Origin of the sequence: Caballeronia fortuita (assembly GCF_001544835.2) — a bacterium.
Classification (GTDB): Bacteria; Pseudomonadota; Gammaproteobacteria; order Burkholderiales; family Burkholderiaceae; genus Caballeronia; species Caballeronia fortuita.
Genome location: NZ_FCNX02000014.1, coordinates 164483 through 188989 on the forward strand (window position 1 = coordinate 164483; position 24507 = coordinate 188989).

The window sequence follows — 24507 nt, forward strand, 5'->3', positions numbered from 1 at the left end:
CATTGTTTGGACAGCATCGTCGATCCGCTGAAAGAAGCGTATCCTCGCGCGACCTGTTTTAACAATATGGTGCACCGCTAATTCGACTGACTATCGTGCGTCCGCCCACAAAATCGCACGCACGCGCGACATGGCGCAAATTCATGCGACACACGCAAGCGTTTGCGCAACATCGGTCATGCGAAGGCGCGTCCATAGGCATGTGTTACCGTGGCGAGCGATCAACACCAACATCGCAATGAGGAGAAGCAAGGATGAAAGTCGCCGTCATGGGTGCGGGCGCCGTCGGCTGTTATTACGGCGGCATGCTTGCGCGCGCGGGTCACGAGGTCGTGCTGATCGCGCGGCCGCAACATGTAGAGGCTATCGAACGCGATGGTTTGCGCCTCCAAACGCAGCACTTCGACGAACGCGTGCGTGTGGCCGCGAGCACCGAAGCGAGCGCGGCGCACGGCGCGCAGCTCGTGCTGTTCTGCGTGAAGTCCACCGATACGGACAGCGCCGCGCAAGCGCTCGCGCCCCATCTCGAACGCGATGCGCTGCTGCTCTCGCTGCAAAACGGCGTGGAGAACGCCGGGCGATTGCGCGAGCTGTTGCCGCACGAAGCGGCGGCTGCGGTCGTCTATGTCGCTGCCGAGATGGCCGGGCCGGGACACGTGAAGCACAACGGACGCGGTGAGCTCGTCATCGAGCCATCGACGAAGAGCGATGAAGTCGCGCGTGCCTTCGTGCAGGCGCATGTGCCGACCGACATCTCCGACAACGTGCGCGGCGCGCTATGGGCCAAGCTCGTGCTGAATTGCGCTTACAACGCGCTGTCCGCAATCACGCAGTTGCCCTACGGGAGACTCGTGCAGGGCGAGGGCATCACGCGTGCGATGCGCGATGTCGTCGACGAATGCCTCGCGGTTGCGAAAGCCGATGACGTGACGATTCCCGGCGACGTCGATGCCGCCGTGCAACGCATCGCCGAAACGATGCCGAACCAGTTTTCGTCGACCGCGCAGGATCTCGCGCGCGGCAGGACGAGCGAGATCGATCATCTAAACGGCTTGATCGTGCGGCGCGGCGAAGCGCTCGGCGTGCCGACGCCTGCGAATCGCCTGCTGCACGCGCTCGTCAAGACCATCGAAAGCAAGGGCCGATAAGGCCGGGCACGGGCGATGCTGATTTCATGGAGCGCGCACAGAAAACACTGTGCGCAGTCCAACACACCGGAGAGTTCACCATGAAATCGTTCGTCAAAGCAGTGGCCGTCGCCGCCGTGGTGGTGGCGCCGGCACTTTCTTTCGCGCAATCCGATGCGTCGGTCACGCGTGCCCAGGTGAAGCGGGATCTGCGGCAGGTCGAGGCCGCAGGGTACGATCCGTCGCGTTCGGATCAGACATCGTATCCATCGGATATTCAGGCTGCTGAAAGTCGTGCTTCGCACCAGAGCACTTCCCGTAACGCCGATACGAACTCGTATGGCGGCGCCAGCGACAGCCGTTCGGCTGCGGGCATGCGCATGATGCCGCCGCTCGGCAACGACGGCACCAAGCCAATCTATTTCGGCCGTTGATCTCGTCGGGGCCGGGTGACTTGAGCGCGCTTCGCGCAACGGCGTTACCATCGATTCCTCCGTTTGGCTTCAAGGAAACGAGTCATGGATAAAGCCGTCAAGATTCCCGGTCCCGATCATCCGATCACTATCGAGCGCAGTCCGTTGCGCGTGGTCGTCAAAGCAGGCGGCCGCGTGCTTGTGGATTCGACTTCGGCGCTGTCGTTGCGCGAGGCATCGTATCCGGAAGTGTTGTATGTGCCGCGTGAGGACGTCGACATGACGTTGCTCGAACGCACTTCGCATTCCACATATTGCCCTTACAAAGGCGACTGCAGCTATTACAGCATTTCGTCAGGTGGACAAAGAGGCGTCAACGCAGTGTGGTCATATGAGGCGCCATACGAAGCCGTCGCGTCGATCAAGGATCATCTGGCGTTCTATCGCGACCGTGTGGATACGTTCGAGACGTCCGGCGCGTAATCCTCCTTCCTCGATCGAGGAAGGATCTGGCGCGATGCTTGAGCATCGCGCTGAAATCATCGAGCCATCCAGGCGATCACGGTGACGCGCTCGCCATCGTCGACGCTTATCTTGATGCGACCGTCACGAGCACCGCGTCCTGACGATAGACGTCCGGGAACATCTGCTTGAGGTTCGCCACCTTGGGCAGATCATTGAACGCGATGTACGGGCTTTCCGGATGCTCCGTCAAATAGTTCTGGTGATAGCCCTCGGCCGGATAAAAGCCCCTGTAGTCTTCGATCTTCGTGACGATCTTGCCGCCATAGACATGCGCCTTGTCGAGCTGCGCGATATACGCATTCGCGATATTGCGCTGCGCGGTGTTCGTCGGGAATACTGCGGAACGGTATTGCGTGCCGTGATCCGGGCCTTGATAGTTCAGCTCGGTCGGATTGTGCGCGACCGAGAAGAAGATCTGCAAAAGCCTGCCATAAGAGACCTGCGCCGGGTCGTAAGTGATACGCACCGATTCCGCGTGACCGGTATCGCCTTCGCTGACGCGATCGTATTGCGCGGTGTTGGCCGCGCCGCCCGCATAACCCGACATCACTTCCTTTACGCCGCGCACGTGCTGGAACACGCCTTGCACGCCCCAGAAGCAGCCGCCCGCGAACACAGCCGTTTCGGTGTGCGTCGTGCCGGCGGTTTCGTCGTGCGCGGGCGGTGGAATCTTCACGGCTTCCTCGCTCGAATGCGCGGTGCGTTGCAGCGCGAACGCGCCCGCGAACAATACGGCCACGCTGGCGGCCTTGAACGTCATGCTGGTGGACTTGAACATATCTGGTGCTCCTCGGAAATGACTTGATCAACCGAACGTGAATGCGTAGGCTTCGACGCCGGAGTCGAGAAATTCGATCGTGAACGTGCGATCCGCGACGGGGCCCGCTTGACGCACGAGCTGATAGAGGCGCTGTTCGTTCACGGTACCACTTCCATCGGCGTCGATGTCGCTGCCGTGCGATGCGCCCGGCGCCGCACCGTCGATGTTCACGAGAAAGCGCACGGGCTTGCCGTCTTTCGACGGCCCGAGCACGAGATGCAGATCGCGCGCATGAAAGCGATACACGATGCGGCCTGTCGCGCCTTCGAGCGTCGCGTGTTCCGCACCGACCTTCCACGCGCCGGCGAGTCCCCAGTCGTTGACATCGAGCGCTTTGGGCGCGGCATAGTCGTGAATGCGATCGCGCGTTTCGCCACCCGGCGACATGAACTGCTCCGCGCGTTGATAGCCGATGTACGTTTCCGGCGAGCGCATGTCCGTGTTGTCGGCCTGCATCATCGCACCCTGACCGGGGGCTTCGTCGTTGTGCTGTGCCTTCATCGCCACGGCAGGCGCGGCACCGTGACCCGCTTCGGCGAGCAGTTGCTGAATCACCTGCTCGGAATGGGCATAGTCGCCTTCGCCGAAGTGGTGATAACGAATATCGCCCTTTGCATCGACGAAATAATGTGCCGGCCAGTATTGATTGTTCAGCGCGCGCCAGATGGCAAAGTCGTTATCGATCGCAACGGGATAGTCGATGCCGAGATCGTGCACGGCCTTCTTCACGTTATCGACGTTGCGCTCGAACGCGAACTCCGGCGCATGCACGCCGATCACGACGAGCCCCTGATCGCGATACTTCTGCGCCCATGTCTTCACATACGGCAGCGTACGCAGACAGTTGATGCACGAGTAAGTCCACACATCGACGAGCACGACCTTGCCGCGCAGCGCTTCCTTCGTGAGCGGCGGCGAGTTGATCCATTGCACCGCGCCATCGAGCGGCGGCAGCGTGCCTTCGACGGGCAACGGCGCGGCGCCCGATGACTTCGGCGGCTCGGTGCTCGCACGCATCATCGCGGACCCTTCGTCGTTGGTGTTCGCCGACATCATCATCGCGCCATCGTTCCTCTTCGAGAGCTTGTCGACGAGTTGCTGTTCGATGCCGGATGTCGCGACCGTCGATACGCGAGCGAGCACGCCGGTATCGAGCCCGAGCGAGATCGCAACGACGCCGAGCAGCATCGCCGCACCGATGCCGCGCCGCACCCATTCGCCTGCGCCGAGCGAGCGCTTCATCGCGGCGAACACGCGCCCGCCGATCAGCAATGCGACCGCAAGCGACGTCGCCGCGCCGGCCGCATACGCAAGCAGCAGCAGCGTGGTGCCGGCACTCGCGCCGTTGAGCGCGGCGCCTGTCAGAACGAGACCGAGAATCGGGCCTGCGCACGGTGCCCACAGAAGGCCCGTTGCAATGCCGAGTACGAACGATGCAACGAAGCCACGCTCGCCGTCGCCGCGTTGCGCGAACGTGCTGAGCCGATTGCCCGCGCTCACGAGCGGATGCATCGCGCGCTCGGCAAAGCCAGGCAGAAGCAGTGTGAGGCCGAACACAGCGAGCATCGCGATGGCCGCCCAGCGGCCGTATTGATTCGCCTGCGTGACCCAGCCGCCGCCGACCGCGGCAAGCGTCGCAACCGCGGCGAACGTCAGGCCCATGCCCGCGAGAAGCGGCAGGCCGCTCTTGACGAACGGCTGATCCGCGCGTGAGAACACGAAGGGGAGCACGGGCAGGATGCACGGACTGAGTATCGTCAACGCGCCGCCGAGATATGCAAGAACGATGAGCAACATGATGATGTCGGATCGAAGTTATCGTGATGTGAATGCGTCAGGCCGCGCCAGCCGTGAAATTCATCGCGACCCCGTTCATGCAGTAGCGCAGGCCCGTGGGCTTCGGACCATCGTCGAACACATGACCAAGATGACCGCCGCAGCGGCGGCAATGTACTTCGGTGCGCACGACGCCGAACGAGCCGTCGATGCGCGTCTTGACCGCATGATCGAGCGGCGCCCAGAAGCTCGGCCAGCCGGTATGACTATCGAACTTGGTGCGCGACGAGAAGAGCGTCAGCTTGCAGCCCGCGCATTCGAATGTGCCAGCGCGATGCTCGTCGTTCAGCGGGCTCGTATAAGGGCGCTCGGTGCCTTCGCGGCGCAGCACGTCGAACTGCACCGGATTCAGCAGACGATGCCATTCGTCGTCGCTATGAACGACCTCGAAGCTATCCTGCGGTTTCGTATCAGCCGCGAATGCGCGCAGACGCCCGCCCCACGCGAGCGCGGCGGCCGCGGCGGCGGTGCCCGTCAGAAGAAAGCGGCGGCGGCTTTGCATGATGCGTGCCTCGTATCGGAGTGGGTTAGCGGCATCGTAGTCGCGCGCGCATCGCAGAGTCCTCACCGAAAGTTAAATTAAATGTGATACTTTGCCGCGCGCTTTTCTGCACAATGGCAAGACGCCCGCATTCGTTTCGCGGATAACGCGCGCATGTCCTCTTTGCCGATTACATCGCTCATGGATCAACCGAAACGCATACTGATCGTCGAAGACGACGTGCATATCGCCGATGTGCTGAGCCTCAATCTGCGCGACGAGCGCTATGAAGTCGTGCATAGCGCCGATGGCGCCGAAGGATTGCGTCTGCTCGAACAGGGCGGATGGGATGCGCTGATCCTCGACTTGATGCTGCCCGGTGTCGATGGTCTGGAGATCTGCCGGCGCGCCCGCGCGATGACGCGCTATACGCCGATCATCATCACGAGCGCGCGCTCGAGCGAGGTGCATCGCATTCTCGGCCTCGAACTCGGTGCGGACGACTATCTCGCCAAACCGTTCTCCGTGCTCGAACTCGTCGCGCGCGTGAAGGCGTTGCTGCGCCGCGTCGATGCCGTCGCGAAGGACTCGCGGCTCGAGACTGGACGCATCGAAGCGGCTGGCATCGCGATCGATCCGCTCGCGCGCGAAGCATGGGTCGATGGCGCGCGCATCGAACTCACGCCGCGCGAATTCGACCTGCTTTATCACTTCGCGCGATATCCGGGCAAGGTGTTTTCACGCATGGACCTGCTCAACGCGGTGTGGGGTTATCGGCATGAAGGTTATGAGCATACCGTCAACACGCATATCAACCGCTTGCGTGCGAAGGTAGAGAAGGACGCAGCCGATCCGAAGCGCATCCTCACCGTATGGGGCCATGGCTACAAGCTTGCGGCGCAATCGCCTGAAGGCAGGGACGCCGCGCCGTGAAGCTCACGTTGTCGCAACGGCTCTTCGCGGTGTTCTGCGTGCTGCTGCTCGCATGCTGCGGCGCGTCGGCATGGCTGCAGATTCGCGCGAGCGACCTGCGCGAGAAAGAGGTCATTCAAAGCCTGTCGCGCGGGCTTGCTGCGCATATCGCGCGCGACGGCGCACTCGCCGACGCCAACGATATGAACGCGCCCGCCGTGCGCCGCCTCTTCAGTCAGTTGATGGTGGTGAATCCGAGCGTTGAAGTCTATCTGCTCGATAACACGGGCCGCATCCGCGCCGACGATGCGCCGCCCGGACATCTGAAGCGCGATCATGTCGATCTCGCGCCGGTGCGCAGCTTCCTCGATGGCGCGACGCTGCCCATACTCGGCGACGATCCGCGCAGCGACGACAAGCGCAAGGTCTTCAGCGCCGCGCCGCTCGCCGCGCCCGGCACAGCGCCTTTCGGTTATGTCTATGTCGTGTTGCTCGGCGAGGAACACGATGCGCTGGCGGCGAAGGCATCGGCGAGCGCGGTGTTGCGCACCACGCTCGCGTCGATGGGCCTCGTCACCTTGCTCGGGCTCGTAGCGGGCGTGGTCGCATTCGGGCTCATTACGCGGCCCCTGCGCCGTCTCACGGAAGCGATGCGCAAGTTCGACGCACGCGGCGCGCCCGCCGAAGCACGAGCGCTTCCGCTGATCGATGCTCTTGATACGCACGATGCCCGCGAAAACGAGCGCGATGAAATCATCGTGCTCGAAAGCGCGTTCGCGCAGATGGCCGAGCGCATCGGTGAGCAATGGCGCGCGCTCGGACAGCAGGATCGCGAGCGCCGTGAAATGGTCGCGAATATCTCGCACGATTTGCGCACGCCGCTATCGTCGCTGCATGGCTATCTGGAGACGTTGTCGCTCAAGTCCGACACGCTGCCCGATGCCGACCGTCGTCGCTATCTGTCGATCGCGCTTGCGCAGAGCGCGAAGGTCGGTCATCTCGCGCAATCGTTATTCGAACTTGCGAAGCTCGAACATGGCATGGTTGCGCCGGAACCCGAACCGTTTTCGCTGGCCGATCTCGTGCAGGACGTGTTCGAGAAGTTCGAATTGTCCGCGCAATCGCGCGGTGTCGGCCTGAGTGCGCAGATCGCACCGCGCCTGCCGAGTGTGATGGCGGACCTGGGCATGATCGAACGCGTACTGACCAATCTTCTCGATAACGCCATCCGTCATACGCCCGCGCAGGGAACCGTGGATGTGACGCTTGCGCCCGCGCGTGAGCAAGCGGACCGCGTGGAAGTCACGATCCGCGATACGGGTCCGGGCATTCCGCCCGCGATGCGCGAGGCGCTCTTTCTGCGGCCCTTCGCGTCGGGCGGGGCGCATCGTGGAGGACTCGGCTTGCTGATCGTGCAACGCATGCTGCAATTGCACGGCAGCCAGATTCGCCTGATCGACACGCAAGGCGCGGGCACTACGTTTCGCTTCGACTTGCCGGCCGCCATCGCGCAAACCGGCGACGGCGAATCGCACATGCGCGGTTAAAAAAAGCCCGGCATTCCTGCCGGGCTGAATAGGATGGTCGTCGCCAGGCGCCTGATTGCGCGGTTGGGTGCGCATGCGGCGTTGCCTGGTCTGACCATCCGCGTGGACGTTCCAGTGAAACGCGATTCGCAATGAATCGCCTGAAGCGGCATCCAAAGCTTTCTTGCCTGCCCTGAGTTACGTTTTAGCTGTTCAGGCTTAAACCAATCTTAAGGAAGATTCCTTCGCCATTGCCAGCCGCGACATAAGAAAGACGCGACCGTCGTTAAGCGGATAAAAGAATGAGAGCGCAAGAGAAAAATATGCCGAATGATGGCGGTATGAAGACGCTGAACGTTCTTCTATGCGGAAACTTTCCTTGGTTTCCCGCGATATGTTTGCTAGCATGTAATCGGATCACAGCCGTCGAATGAGCTTTCGGCGAGAAAGTACGGCGCTGTGGCGTGGAATTCGATAAGGCCCGGTCGAGGTCGATCATAAGCCAGGCGCGTATGCATCGCGATAGGCATTGTACCGTCCATTGTCAGATGTTTTCTGCAATTACATGACTGTGTAAGCAGCCGTGTGGTTTTGTGCGCAGCGCCGCGATTACATCATGCAGGATCGAGAAGCTCTGCCGTTCAACGCATTTCGTATTCTTCGCTCTTTGCGCTCTTTTTTTCGGCGCGTGAAATAACAAACACGTGATATTCATAAAGCGTGTTCAATCGAATCTTCCGAAGACAGCTTGCTTTAGCGTAGTCACCGCGCATGGCCTGCTTCAGGCGATGCACTCAAGGCAAGCATCACGCATATCTCTTGGCGTTGCAGGTGATTTCCAGGCAACCGGTTACCGTCGTCGATTCCTGAATGACGGTGAAATGTCGCACGCATACGATCCGCGCACCATGCGGGAGGAAACGTGGAAACGGAACTCAGTCAACGGCTTGCGAAGGCGTTATGGCGATGTGCATCGCATGGGCAGGTGCTGACGTATCAGCGCTTCCATTCACTTTGCGACAAAGGGGTGCCGCTGCCCCAGCGTTATGCGGCATTGGAATCCGCAATCAAGACACTCGGCGACGTGTGCGACATCGATTATGGCGTGCTCATGGCGCTCGATAGCGGCTTGCCAGGCGCGGAATTCTTCCAGCGTTATCTGCGGCATCGTCATAGCGAATATGTCATGCAGATGGGCGACCCGAAATATCATCGGCAGACGCTTGCGCGCAAGCGCACGCTCGTCGCGCGCGAACGCGATCGCGTATACGCGCATGCACGCATGGTCGAAGAGGAGAGAGCGAGACAAGCGGCATGAATTATCGCCAACCTTAGTTATCGTCCGCTTCTTCGAGACCGGCTTTCGCAAGCACCCAATCGCAGAAGCATTTCACTTTCTCGACGTTGCGCTCGTTCACGCGATAAGAAAGAAAGTGCGTCTCCCTTGCGAGCGGCGCGAACACACCCGCGCCCAGCTCGATCAAATCGCCGCGCGCGAGCTCGCGCTCGGCGAGGCGTGTCGTTTCCAGTGCGACGCCCATGCCATCCACCGCCGCCGATATCGCTAGCGCCGCGCGGTCGAACGAGGGACGCGGCCCGCGCGGCATGTCCAGTCCGTTCAGCGCGAACCAGCCCGGCCATGTCACGCGGCTCAATTGCGAGTCGATCAACGTCAGCCTGCCGATCTGCTCCGCAGCCGATACACCTTCGTCCAACAACGACGGCGAGCACATCGGGATGATGCGCTCCGTGCCCAAAGCGCGCGAGACGACGCCGGCCCGCTCATGCGCAAAACCATATGAAATCGCGACATCGACTTCGCGCGCGCGTGCGAGATCGGCGGGTTCCGCATCCGATGACAGACGGATCGTCACGTTCGGATGCGCCTGCATGAATTCGGGCAGACGCGGCCCGAGCCACTTCACGGCAAAGCTCGGCGCGCAGTGAACCGCAAGCACTTGCGCGAGCGGATCGAGTGTGACCTCGGCGCACGCGGCTTCGATCACATCGAATACCCGTCCGAGGCTCTCATGCAGGCGGCGCCCTTCGGATGTCGTTTCCACACGCCGGTTACGTCGATGAAAGAGTGGCCTGCCGAAGTACTGCTCCAGTTCCTTCACCTGATGACTGATCGCCGATTGCGTGAGATGAAGTTCGCTCGCGGCGAGGGTGAAGCTCTCGAGACGCGCGGCCGCTTCGAATGCGCGCAGAAGAACGAAGTTCGGAATGCGCCTCATGGAGACACCTCATGCATGAGCGCCTGTCATGTTTCGATGAACAGGCATCGTTTGTCTTTCGCGCCGGGGGTGACGAACATGTGAGCGATCGAGACGCCGCACATAACCAGGAGACAGAACATGAGTTCCCACAGTCCGGTTGCTTATCTTTCGGGCGATGAATCGTCCACCTATGCGAAGGTGACGTGGCGACTGCTGCCATTTCTTTTCGTGTGTTACCTCTGCGCTTATCTCGACCGCATTAACGTGAGTTTTGCGAAGCTGCAGATGCTCAACGACCTGCATTTCAGCGAGGCCGTCTATGGCGCTGGCGCGGGTGTGTTCTTCATCGGTTATCTGCTCTTCGAAGTGCCCAGCAATCTCATTCTTTTGCGTGTAGGCGCGCGGCGCTGGATCGCGCGCATCATGGTGACATGGGGCCTCATCTCCGCTGCGATGATGTTCGTCACCACGCCATCGAGCTTTTACATCATGCGCTTTCTGCTCGGCGTGGCGGAAGCGGGCTTCATTCCGGCGATCCTGCTTTATCTCACGTACTGGTTTCCGGCCTCGCGCAGAAGCAAGGTCACCGCGCTCTTCATGACAGGCATTCCGATGTCCGGTGTGGTGGGCGGGCCGCTGTCGGGCTGGATCATGACGCACATGAGCGGCGCGCACGGTATCGCGGGATGGCAATGGCTCTTCCTGCTCGAAGGCATTCCGACGGCAATCTTCGGCGTGATCGCATACTTCTATCTCGACGACAAGGTCGCCGATGCGAAGTGGCTCAGCGATGGGCAAAAGGCCATGCTCGAAGCGAATCTGCGTGACGAGAAGCCCGCGCACGCGCTGCATTCGGTGAGAGACGGCCTGCTGCATCCGAAAGTTCTGCTGCTTTGCGTGACGTACTTCTTCTTCACGATGGGACTCTATGGCGTGAGCTTCTGGCTGCCGACACTGGTTAAGGCGAGCGGCGTGACCGATCCGCTCGACATCGGTCTGCTTGCGGCGATTCCTTACGCTGCCGGCGCGATCGCGATGCTCGTCGTCGGCCATAGCTCCGACAAGCATGGCGAGCGGCGCTGGCATCTGGCGGGCGCGGGCCTCGTCGGCGCGATCGGCCTGTATCTGAGCGTGGTGTACGCGCACTCGACGCTCTTCGGCATGATCGGTCTCACGCTCGCGACGATGGGCGTCGTCACGACGATCTCGCAGTTCTGGGTATTGCCGCCCGCTATCCTCAGCGGCGGCGCCGCGGCCGCGGGCCTCGCGCTCGCAAATTCGGTCGGCAGCATATCGGGCGTCGTGAGTCCGTGGCTCATCGGCGTGATCCAGACGCATTCGGGCTCGACGGGCAGCGGCGTGCTGGGACTCGCGGTGAGTTGCGTGATCGGCAGCCTGCTCGTGTTCACCGTACCCGCCGCGCTCGTAAATAGCCGCAGCCGTCGCGCTTGACGAACGCGGGCCGTGCGTAAAAGCCCCATGAAAATGGGGCTTTCTTCGTCTATGACCTGCGTGGCGACATCCCGAGATCACGAGGCGCCCGATTCCTGTTCGCGTTGTTCGCTCAGCACGAGGCCGAGCCGTTCGACGAGATTCTTGCGCGCGTTGGCGGTGTGCAGATCGGTGAGCTCGGCTGCGCGCTGTCCATCGCCTTCGGCAATGGCCGCCGCGATAGCCGCATGCTCGTCCCAGATCGATTTGCGTTGTCCCGATGCCTGCAGCACGGCGCCCATCACGCGGCGCAAATGAACCCAGTGCATCTGCGCAGTCTCGGCGATCAGCGGATTGCCGGAGGCCGTATAGATCGCGTTATGGAAGGCCATGTCGGCATCGATCATCGCTTTCACGTCATCGCTCTTCGATGCGCGACGGCCGTTGGCGATGATCGCCCGATCGATTTTCGCGCCTCGCCCGGCTGCGAGACGCGCGGCGAGCGAGTCGAGCGCGCCGCGAATCTCGTAGAGATGGCTGATCCAGGCGGGATCGAGCGGTGTCACGAGCAGGCCGCGCCCGGGGGCGTCGATGACGAGGCCGTCTTTCTTCAGCAGGCGCAGCGCCTGAAGAACGGGCGAACGCGACACCGCGAGCTGCTCGGCGATCTCTTCCTGCGTGATGCGCGTGCCGGGCGCGAGCGAACCGGAACTGATGGCGTCCAGCAGCACTTTGTAGACTTCGTCCACGTAGTCGGTGCGAGCCTGAAGCTTGAGAAGTTTGGCGGGCATGATCTTCGACGCATTTCTGGATACAGAATACGACAAGGTTACAGCGCGCCGGCACGAAACGTCAACGCGCAACGACGCGTGCCAGATTGCGTTCACGTTTACCCATAGAGACAACGCCGCATCGCGCCGCTAATCTTTGTATACAGAGTTCGGAATTCGGAAAACGAAGTTCAGATTTCAGACATCGATTGCATTTCAACTCACTCCAAACAGGATTCCCCATGACCATCAAATCGGACAAGCTGGAAGGCCAGAAGAGCAGCGGCGGCGCGGCCACCATCAAGAAACTCGTGCCGTACGGCGGCTATTACGTGAACAAGGTTCCGGGCCACGACCCGGAACTGACGGAGACCGGGCCCGGCACGCCGATGGGCGAATACATGCGTGCGTTCTGGCATCCGGTCTGCATGTCGATCGAACTGACCGACACGCCGCGCTTTCTCAAGATACTCAACGAAGAACTCGTGGCGTTTCGCGACGGCAGCGGACGCGTCGGTCTGCTGCACGCGCATTGCGCGCACCGTGGCGCATCGCTCGAATACGGTGCGATCCAGGAACGCGGCATCATGTGCTGCTATCACGGCATGGTCTTCGACGTGGACGGTGCATGTCTGCATGTGCCGTTTCCCAAAGGCGAAGAAAAGGAAGCCGAAAAGTACGCATGCTCCATTCGACAGGGCGCGTATAAGGCCGTGGAGCGGCACGGCCTCGTATTCGCTTATATGGGACCGCCCGAGAACGAGCCGCCTTTTCCCGAGTGGGAAGGCGATTACACCGTGATGCCCGGCGACGAGCTCGTTCCGTATAGCAATTTCCAGCATTGCAACTGGCTTCAGGTGCAGGACAACGCCGCCGATAACTTTCATCCAACCGCATTGCATGCTGCGAAGAACGTCGTGAAAGGACATTTCCAGGGAACGACATTCGATGAAGTCGGCGCGGCATCGATGGAAGTCGCGCCCGACATGCACTTCCAACCGGTGCAGCAAGGCCGCAGTCTCGCATGCGCCGGTGCGCGTCGCGTAAACAAGGATCGTCTCTTCGTGCGCGTACAGCATCAGGTGTTGCCGAATCTGAGTCTGCATGCTTATACATCGGAGGATGGATCGAAGAAGAAACTCTTCAGCCGCTTCCACATCATCCGCTGGACAGTTCCTGTCGACGACGAGAACAGCAAGATGATCGGCTGGCGCGTGATGGGACCCGGAATCGATACGCGCGGTATCGGCAAGAAGGAACTCGTCGGCTACGAGTCGATCGACTTTCTCGACGGGCAAGTCGCGATGCGTCGACCCGAGCGCTTCGGCGACTACACGATCGACGATATCGTCCCAATTCCAGCGAATCATCGCGAGCGCGCGAATTACAAGCAGGCGCAATACGCGCCCGGCGACTACGAGGCGATCATCAGCCAGCGGCCGATCGCCGTGCATGCGCTCGAAAACCCGACCAAGTTCGACGCGGGTGTCTTCCTCTTTCGCAAGATGCTGCGCGATGCAGTGCGCGGTTCGAATCCGGCGGCATCGGCGCATGACTTCGCGGAATGGTTCCGCGACAATGCCGGCGCGCCGAATAGCTTCTGCTCGGGCAACGTGTTCGAGATTCCCGAAGGCGAAACGGTCGAAGAGGAGGTCGTGCGGCGTCGCAAGGTGACGAAGCAGATCGTCGCGATCATCGCGGAGAGCGAGACACTCAAGGGCGAGGCGCGCGCGGCATTCGTGCGCGAGCGCTTCGAAGAACTCGAACAGTCGATGAAACAGTGAGACGCGCATCGAATCGAGGAACGTCGATCATGTCAACACAAATTAAATCGAACCCTGTCGCGGGTGTGCAGGAACAGACACTGACTCTGCTCGTGCGTCAGGTTCGTTTCGAAGGCAGGGGCATCAATTCATACGAACTCGTCGATCCGGAAGGCGCGCCTTTGCCGCCTTTCGCGGCGGGCGCGCATCTCGACATTCATCTCTCGGGCGGCGTCGTGCGGCAATATTCGATCTGCAATGCGCCGCGCGAACGGCATCGTTATGTGATTGCCGTATTGCGCGACGAGCGCGGACGCGGCGGTTCCAAAGCGCTTCACGAACAATTGCGCGTGCAGGATATCGTGCGCGTGAGCCGGCCGCGCAACAACTTTCGTCTCGTCGAGGGTGCGCGCCGCGTGCTGCTGATTGCGGGCGGCATCGGCGTCACGCCTTTGAAGGCAATGGCCCATCAACTCGACGATGCGGGCATCGACTACGAGATGCACTACTGCGCGAAAGATGAACGGAGCGCGGCGTTCGCGGAGGAGTTCGAGCCGATGCGAGCAAGCGGACGACTGCATCTTCATTTCGATGGCGGCGATCCATCTGCCGGCCTCGACATCCGCGACTTGCTCAACGCGCCGGCGGACGGCGAACATGTCTACTATTGCGGTCCGGGCGGCTTCATGAAAGCTTGCGCGGAGGCGGCGCAGCACTGGCCCGCGGGAACTGTTCACTTCGAGCATTTCAAGGCGCCCGAGCGCGGCTCCGCCGAGCACGCAGCCAACGATGCTAACGATAGCTTCATCGTGCGCGTCGCGAGCACGGGACAGGAGATCGAGGTCTCGAAGGATCAAAGCATCGCCGATGCACTTCTGGAAGCGGGCGTAACGATGGAGACATCGTGTTGCGCGGGCTTGTGCGGCACGTGCAAGGTGCGTTATCTCGAAGGCGAAGTGGAACACAACGACTGCATCATGAGTGACGAAGAAAGGGTGGAGTATCTGACCGCGTGCGTATCGCGGGCGACGAGCAAGGTACTCGTGCTGGACCTGTGACGGACTATCGATATTCTTCAATGGAATATGAGGAGGCGGGCAAGCGAACCTGACGTTATGCCGACAACTTCTCGTTGAAGTTATGCGCGGCGGACAACACAAGCTATGCCTTATGCGCCAATAGGTAGTTCGTTTGCACACATTCTTTCGTGTCAAACGTGTTACGAAGGAGACGCTTAATATAATTGTCTCAATACCTCGCGATCCCGTCGCGGGGTTGTCGAATGGCTCATCAAGGGGCGTGTGTTGTGCATGCCGGCCAAGACGAGGACGATATCGATATGAGACCGGTTGTATTCGGGAACCGCTTCGGATGGTTGCATGAAGGCGGCGGCACCCACGGCGTAGTGCTCTGCAACACGTTTGGGCATGAATACGTGTGGACTTACAGCGGCATGCGCTATCTCGCGGATGCGCTGGCTGCGCGCGGCATTTCAGTGCTGCGCTTCGACTATATGGGCACGGGCGACTCGGCGGGCGCCGATCTCGCACCCGACCAGTTCGAATCATCAGTCGATGACGTCAGTGCGGCCGTCGACTGGCTGAGAACTTCCGCAGGCGCGGAACGCGTCACGTTATGCGGTTTTCGCGTGGGCGCAGCGTTCGCGCTCGCTGCGGCATTGCGTCGTCCCGTCGATGAGCTCGTTCTTCTCGCGCCTGTGTCGAGCGGTCGCTTGTATATGCGCGAGTTGAGCATCGTGCGCAAGACGTGGATCGAATTGCTTGCACCGCCATTGCGCGACATGCAGCAGGACGATGCACCGCTCAACGTGCTGGGTCAGGTCTATGGCGACGGATTCAGAGAGTCGCTGCAGGCGATCGATCTCGTCGCGCAGGTGCAAGGCGCGGCATCGGCGCCGGCACGACGCGCTTTGATCATGAACCTGAAGTCGGGCGGCACCGACCCGCTGCGCGATGCGCTGGCGGCGAAAGGCGTCGAAGCGCAGGCGCGTCCATTCGAAGATCTCACGGGCTTTCTTCAGGAAACCGCCTTCAACGCATTGCCGAAAGCCGCGTTTGCCGAGGTCGTGGAGTGGATCGCGGGCGCTGCATCATCGGCCACGCGGGCGGCTTTTGTGCGCGATGCCGATGACTGGCCCGCATTGAAGATCGACACACCCGAAGCGGTCGAGCGTCCGGTGCGTATCGGCGATGAAAAGCTATTCGGCATCTTGTGCGAGCCGCGCACCAGATCGACGCGCGGTTCGGTGTTTCTGATAGCGAATACCTCCGCGAGCGCGCGCATGGGCGACAGCCGGTTATCGGTGCGTATCGCGCGCGAACTGGCACGGCGCGGCATTGCGTCATTGCGATTCGATGCGCGGGGCCGGGGCGATAGTCCGGCCGCGCCGGGCGAAGTGCAATCGGATACGGCATTCGGCCGCATCTATAACCCGATCGCAACCGAGGACACCGCAGCCGCCGCACGTTGGCTCTCGCGGCAGGGCTTCAGGTCGATCTTCTCGTTCGGCGTCTGCTCGGGCGCATATCACGCGCTCAAGGCGGCGCTGGTCGAAGATGCGATCAATGGCGTCGTCACAGTGAATCTGCCGACGTTCAAACGGCCCGCGGATGTCGCGCCGGATGGCTTGCGTCAATCGACGCGCAATTCAATGGCAGGCTATGCATTCTCGATGCTCGATCCGCAAAAATGGAAAGCTATCCTGCGGGGCGAAAAGCAATTGACGCGCGTACTGCGCTTCGTGCTCGACTACATGGCGACGCGCGCACGCTCACGCGTCGTCGACATGCTCGGGCTCGATCGACTGAGCAGCACGCCGCCCGCACTCGCGACCGAGCCCGCGCCGATCATGCGCGCGCTCGATGCAAAGGGCGTGAAGACTGTGCTCGTCTATGGCGCATACGATGCGGGCATGGATCTTATCGCCGCGCATTTCGGCAGACAAGGCGCGAGGTTATCGCGCTTTCCTTCCGTGCGAATGGCGGTCTTTCCGGACCTCGATCACGCTCTCTTCATGTCGAGCGGATCGGCGCACGTCGTCGCATTGTGCGAGCGCATCGCGAAAGAAACGACTTCCCCCGTCGCCGATCCGGTTTTTTCGACCAGGGAATCCGTTGTGTTGTGACCGAAGCGGATGTTTCGGGTGCATCGCGCACGGTTCAGCGGGTTCGCCGCGTCTTCGGTATTCTTCGACATTGGAGTCCGCTTCCTTGCGGGGCGGTGTTCCATCGAAAATTCCCGTCAGCGGCTTTCGTCTGGCACATGCGTGTCGCGAGGGCGGCTCAACACAACGCATAGGAGTCTGGAGATGTCGATCGAAAAGGTTCTATACCGTGCACATGCCCACGTCACCGGCGGACGCGATGGCCGCGCGACCGTGCCCGAAAGCAATCTCGATCTCAAACTGACAACCCCGAAAGAACTCGGCGGCGGTGGCGGCGATGGCACGAATCCCGAACAACTTTTCGCCGCAGGTTATAGCGCATGCTTCATTGGCGCGATCAAGTTCGTCGCCGCTCGCGACAAGATCACGTTGCCGAAAGACGTCGCCGTGGATGGCAGCGTGGGCATCGGCCAAATCCCGGACGGCTTCGGCATCGAAGTCGAATTGAAGATATCGCTGCCCGGCATGGACCGAAGCGAGGCACAGGCGCTCGTAGACAAGGCGCACATCGTATGTCCGTATTCGAATGCGACGCGCAATAACATCGACGTCAAACTAACGCTGGCCTAAGCGTATCGAGCGTTCCAGCGTTCTCTTCGCGAGTGAACGCTCGAACTCCGGCAGCGAAAAGGGATAAGTTGCTAACGGATTGGAACGCGTCATGTAATCGACATGCGGAGGAAACGATGCTGACATCTGGAATCGATCACGTAGGTCTCACCGTGCGCAATCTCGACGCGACGCGCGACTTCTTCGTCGAATGTCTCGGCTGGCAAAAGGTGGGAGAGCGTGCCGAATATCCGGCCGTGTTCGTTTCGGACGGGAAGCTGCTGGTTACGTTATGGCAGGTAAAGGAAGAAGCGGCGCCAATTGCTTTCGATCGGCGAAAGAATATCGGGCTTCATCATCTCGCGTTCCGCGCCACCGACGAAGCTTCGCTGACGACGATTCTGGAACGCGTCTCGGCATGGCCAGGCGTGACGGTGGAATTCGTGCCGGAGTTGTTAGGCGCAGGGCCGAAGCGGCACATGATGATTTACGAGCCGGGCGGCATACGAATCGAATTCACTTTCGATCCTCGCATATAGATTTAAACGCGTGCGCAATAAAAACGGCGGAGTCGTGGAAGAACTCCGCCGCATGTAGATTTCCCTATCAGGCGATCAGATCAGAAAAGGCGTGCGGTCTTCGACCGATGCAAGCCATGCGGGCGCGCGGCCGCGACCGCTCCACGTTGCGCCGCTTTGCGGATCGCGATAGAGCGCGGGTTGAGGACCGCGCGGTTGTCCCTTTCTTTTGCTCTTGACTGCGGCGCGCGCATTGCCTTTTGTCTTCGCGCCTTGCGTGGAGGCGCCGACTGCAAACTTGCTACGGTCCTTTGCATTTGCGATCCATCCCGGCGCGCGTCCGCGGCCACTCCACGTCGCGCCCGTCTTCGGATCCCGATAAGCAACCGTGCCTTGTTTTTTAGCCGAATTCTTCCGGCGTGCTCTATTGCCCTTTCCGGAATATTGCTCGATGTCAGAGACGGTCAATCCGTGACTCGACATCAGATCATGAATCTTTTGCAGCGCGCTTTCCGATTGTTTGGCGACGAGCGCATCAGCTTTCGCCTGAAGTGCTTCGATACGTGCCTGAATACTTTCCAGCGTCGACATGACTTACCTCTAATAGATTGTCGCTTGCACTATGCCATGCGCACTTGCAATTCGCTAGAGTAAATTCGTGTAAAAAAGTGGCAAGTGACAGTCTATTAAATCGCTTCAAGACGGTAAGTGGCGAGACGCACATTGTGGATAAAAATTGCTATGGAGCAGAATCAGGAAAGCAAAAGCTATCGACTTGCTTGTTTCAATTCTTGCGTATTTTGTTCGTTGGGCGGCCGAAGGAGTGGAATAGCGCTTGAGTCAACTTCCGCGATAAGTGCCGAAGCTCCATGGCGAACAAAGCAGCGGCACGTGATAGTGCTGCGCCGCATCGGCGAGCGTGAAGCGCACCGGAACGACATCGGCGAAGACGTCGGGCGTCTTGAAGTAATCGGCCACCCAGAAGCGCAACTCGAAATCGCCCGCGCGCGCGCGCGCCGCCGGAAGGATCGGCGAATCGGTGCGCCCGTCGCGATTGGTGCGCGTGCGCGCGAGCAGCGTCGGCGGCTGCGTGCCGATATCGAACAGTTCGATCTGCATCCCGGCGGCGGGCTTGCCGAGCGCGACGTCGAGTACATGTGTGGTGATGCCTGCGGCCATGTTGCTTCTCCTTTTTTCGCGTTTCGTTTATTTCCGGCTCAACTGCCGCGGTAGTAGTTATAGCTCCACGGTCCGAACAGCACGGGCAGATGAATGCGTTGATTGACATCGGTGATGCGAAAACGAAGTGGAATCTTCGAAAGGAACAGCGGTTGCGGCAGATTCGCCTTGCGCGCGGCGAAGTATTCATCGGCATGCAGCAACAACTCATATGTACCGGCGCGATAGGTCTCGCCGATCAGCAGCGGCGGTTCGCTGCGGCCGCTCGCGGCAAGCGTGATCGTCTGCAACAGCTTCGCGTTGGCGTCACCGATTGCGAACAGATCGACGCGCATGCCCGCGGCGGGCGTGCCGTGCCATGTGTCGAGGCCGTGCATCGTAAGACGCGGGCTCAGACCGTCCTGTTGCACGGGGCCCGTCGTCTGATTCGGTGCGGGCGCATCGGCGGCAAGCGCGGCTTTCGGCATCAGCATGCTGCCGCCGAGCGCGACGGATGTCAGGGCAAAACGTCGGCGGCTCGCATCGAAAGCCGCAGTCGTGTCTTTGTCGCGCATGTCAGGCCTCTTGTTCGTTGCCGAGTTTGCGAATGCCGATCATGACGAGCACCGCGGCCAGAACTTCGATCACGGCAACGAGATACAGGCCGGTCGTGACTCTGCCCGTTGCGTTCTTGATGAGGCCCATCACATAGGGCGCGCCGAAGCCCGCGAGATTGGAAACGGAGTTGATGAGCGCCACGCCGATCGCCGCCGCGCTGCCCGCGAGATATCGATTCGGCAATTGCCAAAAAACGGGAATCGCACTCATCGTGCCCACGAGCGACGCCGTCATGGCCAGCAATGCAATGACTGGCGAGATCTTGTCGAAGCCCATCAGCACGGCGAGCACCGCCATCGCTACGCCGCCGATGATGGCCGCGCCGCTGAAGTGCCAGCGCACTTCGTTGCTGCGGTCCGAGTGCGCACCGTTGACGATCATGCCGGCCGCGCCGCACAGATACGCCACCGCCGCGATCCAGCCGACCGCCATCGGCGTGCTGATGCCGACGTCCTTGATGACCGTGGGAATCCAGAACGTGAGCGTCGAATTTGCGCACAGCAGGCAGAAGAAGATCGCGATCAGCAGCCACACCTTGCGGTTCTTGAAGAGCGAGCGCCAGTCGTGACCGCGCTCGCCCATCGCGGCATTGTCACGCCGCAAGGCATCGAGCACGACGCGTTTTTCATCGTCGGAAAGCCAGCGCGCCTGCTCGGGCTTATCAGTCATGTAGAAGTACGCGAACACGCCGGCGAGCACCGAAGGAATGCCTTCGATGATGAAGAGCCACTGCCAGCCGTGCATGCCATGCACGCCGCTCATCGACGTCATGATCCAGCCGGCGAGAGGACCGCCGAGTACGCCCGCGATTGCCGACGCCGACATGAACGTGCCGAATGCCCGTGCACGCCGTTGCGACGGATACCAGTACGTCAGGTAGAGGATGACGCCGGGATAGAAGCCCGCTTCGAATGCGCCGAGCAGGAACCGCAAGACATAGAACTGCGTGGGCGTGCTGACATGCGTTTGCAGCATGCATATGACGCCCCAGCAGATCGTGATTCGCATGATCGTCTTTTTCGCGCCGATCTTCTGCAAGAGCATGTTCGACGGCACTTCGAAGAGAAAGTAGCCGAGAAAGAAGATGCCCGCGCCGAGACCATATACCGCTTCGCTGAAATGCAGCGAGTCCAGCATCTGCAGCTTGGCGAAGCCGATGTTCACACGATCCAGCCATGCGAGCACCCACAGCACGCCGAGAAACGGCAGCAGGCGCCATGAGACCTTGCGATAGACGCTTGCTTCAGCGCTTTCCGCCGCGCTCGCGAAGACCGGCATCTCCTGTTTGATGAGCGACATGGTTTCTCCTTTCCAGTCGGTTTGCGTCGCGCGGACAAGGCCGTGCGTTCGGTTGGAAGCAAGTATAGAAACGGTCAAAAAATCGGGAACGGGGGACGGGCCAATAAGCCCCATAGCAACATGTATATAGGTTGCAACGCCTTGCGTGGCGCGGCTTCACACGGTATTGCGCAGCGCCGCCGGGCACTTATGGATTACCCTAGCGCGGCTTGCATGAAACGGTTCTGGCGATCGCCGCTGGCAAAATGGCGGCGCAGCCACGCGAATAACATGGACACGAAACTCATCATGAATCGCACCGACGATCCATTCGATACCTATCTGCTGCGCGTGCTGTGCACGCTGATCGGCGAACGCAGCGTGTCGCGCACGGCCATTCGTATGAACCAGTCGCAACCGGCCATCAGCTCGGCGCTCAAGCGGCTGCGCGCCATCTTCAACGACCCCTTGCTCACGCGCGAAAAGAACGCGATGGTGCCGACCGAGCGCGCAATACAACTCGCGCAAAGCGCGCAGGCCGCATTGAGTGCGCTCGATAACCTGCTCGTATCGGACGATCATTTCGATCCTGCAACCACGGAGCAAAGCTTCACCGTCGGCATGCCCGACTATCTCGCGCCGCCTTTTTTCGCCCATGTGGTGCGTGAATTCCGGCGTGCTGCACCACGCGCGCGCCTCGTCGCGGTGCCGCTCTCGGCTTCATTCAACTACGAACAAGGGCTTTCCGAAGGCGCGCCGGATATCGTGATCGGCAACTGGCCCAATCCGCCGGAACATCTGCACCTGTCGGTGCTGCTGGAGGACGACGTCGTGTGCGTCGTCGCGCGCGACAGCATCTACGCGCAATCAGGCAAGTTCGATGCCGAGGACTATCTGAGCGCATCGCATATCGTGCCGACGCCGTATTCCCGCGATCAGCGCGGCGTCGTCGATACGGGGCTCAGCACCATGCGCGTGCATCGCGATAACCGCGTGAGCTGTCCGTATTTCAATCTCGCGCCCAGTCTCATTCCAGGCACCGATCTCATCCTCACGACAGGACGGCATTTCGCCAATCATCACGCGCAGCATCTTCCGCTTGCCGTGTTGGAACCGCCGATCGAATTTCCATTCATGCGCTTCTATCAGTTATGGCATCCGTCGCGGCATCGCTCCGCGTCGCACGTATGGCTGCGCGGCATGTTGACGGCGGCATCTCAGGAGTTGCGCGCGTTGCGCGATATGTATCGGACATAGCGCTATCGCGTTCTGTTATGCGGTCAATAGGATCGGCTGTCTCGCGGCGCGCCCGCATGCTTCCTATACTCGGCACGAATCGTCATCGATGCCTATAGGAGAGCCGTTCATGTCGCATTCGATCAATCTCGCGCCGGTCAATTCGCTCGATCACGCCGGCTTCGTCGGCGCATTCGCCAGCGTGTTCGAGCACTTTCCGCAAGCGGCGGAAGGCGCGTGGAGCGTGCGGCCATTCGCGTCCGCCACGGCCTTGCATGATGCGATGATGGATGTCATCCGCAATCTCGACGACCAAAGCCAGCGCGCATTCCTGAACCTGCATCCGCTCTTGTCCGGAGCGAACATTCATTCAGGAACGATGACGGCGGATTCCGATGCCGAGCAGAAGAGCGCGGGGCTCGATGCGATGTCGAACGAGCAGGAAGCGTCGCTCGATCGACTCAATGCGGCGTATCTCGAGCGGCACGGCTTTCCGTTCATTATCTGCGTGCGGCATTACACGCGCGAAGGCATTTTCAGCGCGCTCGAGAGACGCATCGGACGCAGCACGCAGCAGGAGCTCGATGAGGCCCTCGCGCAGATCGCGGCTATCACGCGCGCGCGATTGAACGCGCGTCTTCACGCGCTCAATTGAGCGACGCGAAGACGCCTTTGCACATCACTGCGCAGCGCACACGCGCGGCACGCGATGGAAATTGCGGTCGAAATAGATCAGGCTGTCGCCGTCGTCGCGCACGCGAATCGCCGTCGTCTGCACGAACATCACCGAATGCGAGCCTACTTCCTTCGCTTCGACGATGGTGCCTTGCAGGCTTGCGAGCGCGTCGCGCAGCACCGGCACGCCGTTCGCGCCTTCGTCCCATACGGGTAGCGAAAAGCGTTCGTCCATCGACAACGGCGTGAGTCCCGCGAAGTGCCGCGCGATCTGTTCGAGGTGACCGGGCAACACGTTCACGCACACATTGCGATTGTTCACGAAGGCCGCATGCATCGTGCTCGAACGATTGATGCAAACGAGCAGCGTGGGTGGCGCATCCGTGACCGAGCACACGGCGCTTGCGGTAATGCCGCAGCGGCCATGCGAGCCCATCGTCGTGATGACGTTCACCGCGGCGCCCAGATGGGCCATGGCTTGCCGAAAGAGCTTGCGCGCCTGATCGATGTCGGAAAGGTCGGGACGGGGCAGCGCGGACATGGGAGCGTCTCCTGTTTGTTTCATGTTCAGGTTGTGTATATCAAATCGCCGATCAAGCGTACGCGCTGAACCGCACAAAAAAAATCCGCACGTTCCGCCGCCCTGCGCGGGTGGTTACCCAGCGCACTAAAGCTTTTACCTATGCCGCGAATTCGAAGTAATAAAGGGACTTTCGCAGCGATTTCCGGCTGGTTATCATTGGCGCTTCCGATAACGGGACCTTGCGACGAGACGGCCGGATTCGAAGGCCCGCATGGTCCCCGATGCATGTAGAGAAAGAGCCATCGCAATGAATGCTTCCGCTCCCGTGGTGTATATCGTCGACGACGATAACGGCATGCGCACGTCGCTCGCATGGCTGCTCGATTCGGTCGGCGTGAAGTCGGAGGGATTCGCGAACGCAGCCGATTTTCTGCGCGCATTCGACGTGCGCCGTCCCGCGTGTCTCGTGCTCGATGTGCGCATGCCCGAGACGAGCGGCTTCGACGTACAGGCCGAACTCAACCGGCGCGGCGCGACCTTGCCCATCATCTTCGTGAGCGGACACGGCGATATCCCGATGTCCGTGCGCGCGCTTCAGCATGGCGCGATCGATTTCGTCGAGAAGCCTTATAACTCGCAGCAGATGCTCGAGCGCGTGCAGCGTGCGATGAAACTGGCGACGCAACGTCACGCGAAGGATCAGCGGCAACGCGAATTGCGCGAGCGTGTCGAATCATTGACCGCGCGCGAGAAGGAAGTCCTGCGCGGCGTGATCGAAGGCAAGCCGAGCAAGCGCATTGCCGCCGATCTGTCGATCAGCGTGAAGACGGTCGACGTGCATCGCGCGAGCATCAAGGACAAGCTCGGTGCGGCATCCATTGCCACGCTCGTGCGCGACGTGCTCGAAGTATGGAGCCCGCCCGGCGACGAGCTCGCTTGAATCGC

The 24507-nt window shown here is 60.8% G+C and carries 25 protein-coding genes; 15 read left to right on the forward strand and 10 right to left on the reverse strand.

Annotation, left to right across the window (positions count from 1 at the left end):
• The first annotated feature begins 254 nt into the window (after nt 1–254).
• From AWB77_RS25215 to AWB77_RS25225, 3 genes are all read left to right on the forward strand, one after another.
• Nucleotides 255–1148, forward strand: a complete 894-nt coding sequence (locus AWB77_RS25215; RefSeq protein WP_061137176.1) for a ketopantoate reductase family protein — start codon at nt 255–257, stop codon at nt 1146–1148.
• Between the two features lie 80 nt (nt 1149–1228).
• Nucleotides 1229–1561, forward strand: a complete 333-nt coding sequence (locus AWB77_RS25220) for a DUF4148 domain-containing protein (RefSeq protein ID WP_061137177.1) — start codon at nt 1229–1231, stop codon at nt 1559–1561.
• Between the two features lie 84 nt (nt 1562–1645).
• Entirely contained in the window at nt 1646–2023 is a 378-nt protein-coding gene (locus tag AWB77_RS25225; protein ID WP_061137178.1) for a DUF427 domain-containing protein, read from the forward strand.
• Nucleotides 2024–2129: 106 nt separating this feature from the next.
• Here the strand turns inward: AWB77_RS25225 and msrA are convergent, their stop codons facing one another.
• From msrA to msrB, 3 genes are read right to left on the reverse strand one after another with little or no spacing between them, the layout of a single operon-like run.
• Complete coding sequence (gene msrA / locus AWB77_RS25230; protein WP_061137179.1) at nt 2130–2843, reverse strand: peptide-methionine (S)-S-oxide reductase MsrA; 714 nt, start codon at nt 2841–2843, stop codon at nt 2130–2132.
• Between the two features lie 27 nt (nt 2844–2870).
• Nucleotides 2871–4682, reverse strand: coding sequence for a cytochrome c biogenesis protein DipZ (locus AWB77_RS25235; RefSeq protein WP_061137180.1), 1812 nt, complete (start codon nt 4680–4682; stop codon nt 2871–2873).
• A 37-nt stretch (nt 4683–4719) separates the two neighbouring features.
• Nucleotides 4720–5223, reverse strand: a complete 504-nt coding sequence (gene msrB, locus AWB77_RS25240; protein ID WP_061137181.1) for a peptide-methionine (R)-S-oxide reductase MsrB — start codon at nt 5221–5223, stop codon at nt 4720–4722.
• A gap of 180 nt (nt 5224–5403) precedes the next feature.
• Between msrB and AWB77_RS25245 the strand changes: the two genes are divergently transcribed.
• The 3 genes from AWB77_RS25245 (at nt 5404) to AWB77_RS25255 (ending at nt 8958) form a co-directional block, all read left to right on the forward strand.
• Nucleotides 5404–6135 (forward strand): response regulator transcription factor, encoded by a 732-nt coding sequence (locus tag AWB77_RS25245; RefSeq protein WP_061137182.1) that lies wholly within the window; start codon nt 5404–5406, stop codon nt 6133–6135.
• A complete protein-coding gene (locus AWB77_RS25250; protein WP_061137183.1) occupies nt 6132–7661 on the forward strand; it encodes a sensor histidine kinase in 1530 nt (509 codons plus the stop codon). The genes AWB77_RS25245 and AWB77_RS25250 overlap by 4 nt, the downstream gene beginning before the upstream one ends.
• Nucleotides 7662–8562: 901 nt before the next feature.
• Nucleotides 8563–8958, forward strand: a complete 396-nt coding sequence (locus AWB77_RS25255) for a hypothetical protein (RefSeq protein ID WP_061137184.1) — start codon at nt 8563–8565, stop codon at nt 8956–8958.
• Between the two features lie 13 nt (nt 8959–8971).
• Here AWB77_RS25255 and AWB77_RS25260 read toward each other — a convergent pair whose 3' ends face one another.
• A complete protein-coding gene (locus AWB77_RS25260) occupies nt 8972–9877 on the reverse strand; it encodes a LysR substrate-binding domain-containing protein (protein ID WP_061137185.1) in 906 nt (301 codons plus the stop codon).
• A gap of 120 nt (nt 9878–9997) precedes the next feature.
• Here AWB77_RS25260 and AWB77_RS25265 point away from each other — a divergent pair, with 120 nt between their 5' ends.
• Nucleotides 9998–11311 carry an MFS transporter gene (locus AWB77_RS25265; protein ID WP_061137186.1) on the forward strand — a complete coding sequence of 438 codons (1314 nt, stop codon included), beginning with the start codon at nt 9998–10000 and terminating at the stop codon, nt 11309–11311.
• Between the two features lie 77 nt (nt 11312–11388).
• Here the strand turns inward: AWB77_RS25265 and AWB77_RS25270 are convergent, their stop codons facing one another.
• Nucleotides 11389–12081, reverse strand: a complete 693-nt coding sequence (locus AWB77_RS25270; RefSeq protein WP_061137187.1) for a GntR family transcriptional regulator — start codon at nt 12079–12081, stop codon at nt 11389–11391.
• Between the two features lie 221 nt (nt 12082–12302).
• On the opposite strand from AWB77_RS25270, the gene AWB77_RS25275 reads away from it, so the two are divergent.
• The 5 genes from AWB77_RS25275 to AWB77_RS25295 all read left to right on the forward strand — a co-directional run bounded on the left by AWB77_RS25275 (nt 12303) and on the right by AWB77_RS25295 (nt 18095).
• Nucleotides 12303–13844, forward strand: coding sequence for a Rieske 2Fe-2S domain-containing protein (locus AWB77_RS25275; protein ID WP_061137188.1), 1542 nt, complete (start codon nt 12303–12305; stop codon nt 13842–13844).
• A 29-nt stretch (nt 13845–13873) separates the two neighbouring features.
• Nucleotides 13874–14881 (forward strand): PDR/VanB family oxidoreductase, encoded by a 1008-nt coding sequence (locus tag AWB77_RS25280; RefSeq protein ID WP_061137189.1) that lies wholly within the window; start codon nt 13874–13876, stop codon nt 14879–14881.
• Nucleotides 14882–15162: 281 nt separating this feature from the next.
• On the forward strand, nt 15163–16968 hold the full coding sequence (locus AWB77_RS25285) for an alpha/beta fold hydrolase (protein WP_063936561.1): 1806 nt from the start codon (nt 15163–15165) through the stop codon (nt 16966–16968).
• A 183-nt stretch (nt 16969–17151) separates the two neighbouring features.
• Nucleotides 17152–17577, forward strand: coding sequence for an organic hydroperoxide resistance protein (locus AWB77_RS25290; protein ID WP_061137190.1), 426 nt, complete (start codon nt 17152–17154; stop codon nt 17575–17577).
• Between the two features lie 116 nt (nt 17578–17693).
• Nucleotides 17694–18095 (forward strand): VOC family protein, encoded by a 402-nt coding sequence (locus tag AWB77_RS25295; protein WP_061137191.1) that lies wholly within the window; start codon nt 17694–17696, stop codon nt 18093–18095.
• 75 nt (nt 18096–18170) lie between these two features.
• Here AWB77_RS25295 and AWB77_RS25300 read toward each other — a convergent pair whose 3' ends face one another.
• The 4 genes from AWB77_RS25300 to AWB77_RS25315 form a co-directional block, all read right to left on the reverse strand.
• A complete protein-coding gene (locus AWB77_RS25300; protein ID WP_061137192.1) occupies nt 18171–18665 on the reverse strand; it encodes an H-NS family nucleoid-associated regulatory protein in 495 nt (164 codons plus the stop codon).
• A 249-nt stretch (nt 18666–18914) separates the two neighbouring features.
• On the reverse strand, nt 18915–19253 hold the full coding sequence (uraH, locus tag AWB77_RS25305; protein WP_061137193.1) for a hydroxyisourate hydrolase: 339 nt from the start codon (nt 19251–19253) through the stop codon (nt 18915–18917).
• Nucleotides 19254–19291: 38 nt separating this feature from the next.
• Entirely contained in the window at nt 19292–19807 is a 516-nt protein-coding gene (locus tag AWB77_RS25310; protein WP_061137194.1) for a hydroxyisourate hydrolase, read from the reverse strand.
• A gap of 1 nt (nt 19808) precedes the next feature.
• On the reverse strand, nt 19809–21149 hold the full coding sequence (locus tag AWB77_RS25315) for an MFS transporter (RefSeq protein ID WP_061137195.1): 1341 nt from the start codon (nt 21147–21149) through the stop codon (nt 19809–19811).
• 288 nt (nt 21150–21437) lie between these two features.
• Between AWB77_RS25315 and AWB77_RS25320 the strand changes: the two genes are divergently transcribed.
• Together AWB77_RS25320 and uraD are read left to right on the forward strand one after the other, a co-directional pair.
• A complete protein-coding gene (locus AWB77_RS25320) occupies nt 21438–22385 on the forward strand; it encodes a LysR family transcriptional regulator (protein ID WP_061137243.1) in 948 nt (315 codons plus the stop codon).
• Between the two features lie 109 nt (nt 22386–22494).
• On the forward strand, nt 22495–23019 hold the full coding sequence (uraD, locus tag AWB77_RS25325) for a 2-oxo-4-hydroxy-4-carboxy-5-ureidoimidazoline decarboxylase (protein ID WP_061137196.1): 525 nt from the start codon (nt 22495–22497) through the stop codon (nt 23017–23019).
• A 24-nt stretch (nt 23020–23043) separates the two neighbouring features.
• Here the strand turns inward: uraD and hpaC are convergent, their stop codons facing one another.
• Entirely contained in the window at nt 23044–23580 is a 537-nt protein-coding gene (gene hpaC / locus AWB77_RS25330; RefSeq protein WP_061137197.1) for a 4-hydroxyphenylacetate 3-monooxygenase, reductase component, read from the reverse strand.
• A 289-nt stretch (nt 23581–23869) separates the two neighbouring features.
• Between hpaC and AWB77_RS25335 the strand changes: the two genes are divergently transcribed.
• Entirely contained in the window at nt 23870–24502 is a 633-nt protein-coding gene (locus AWB77_RS25335) for a response regulator transcription factor (RefSeq protein WP_061137198.1), read from the forward strand.
• Nucleotides 24503–24507: the final 5 nt, after the last annotated feature.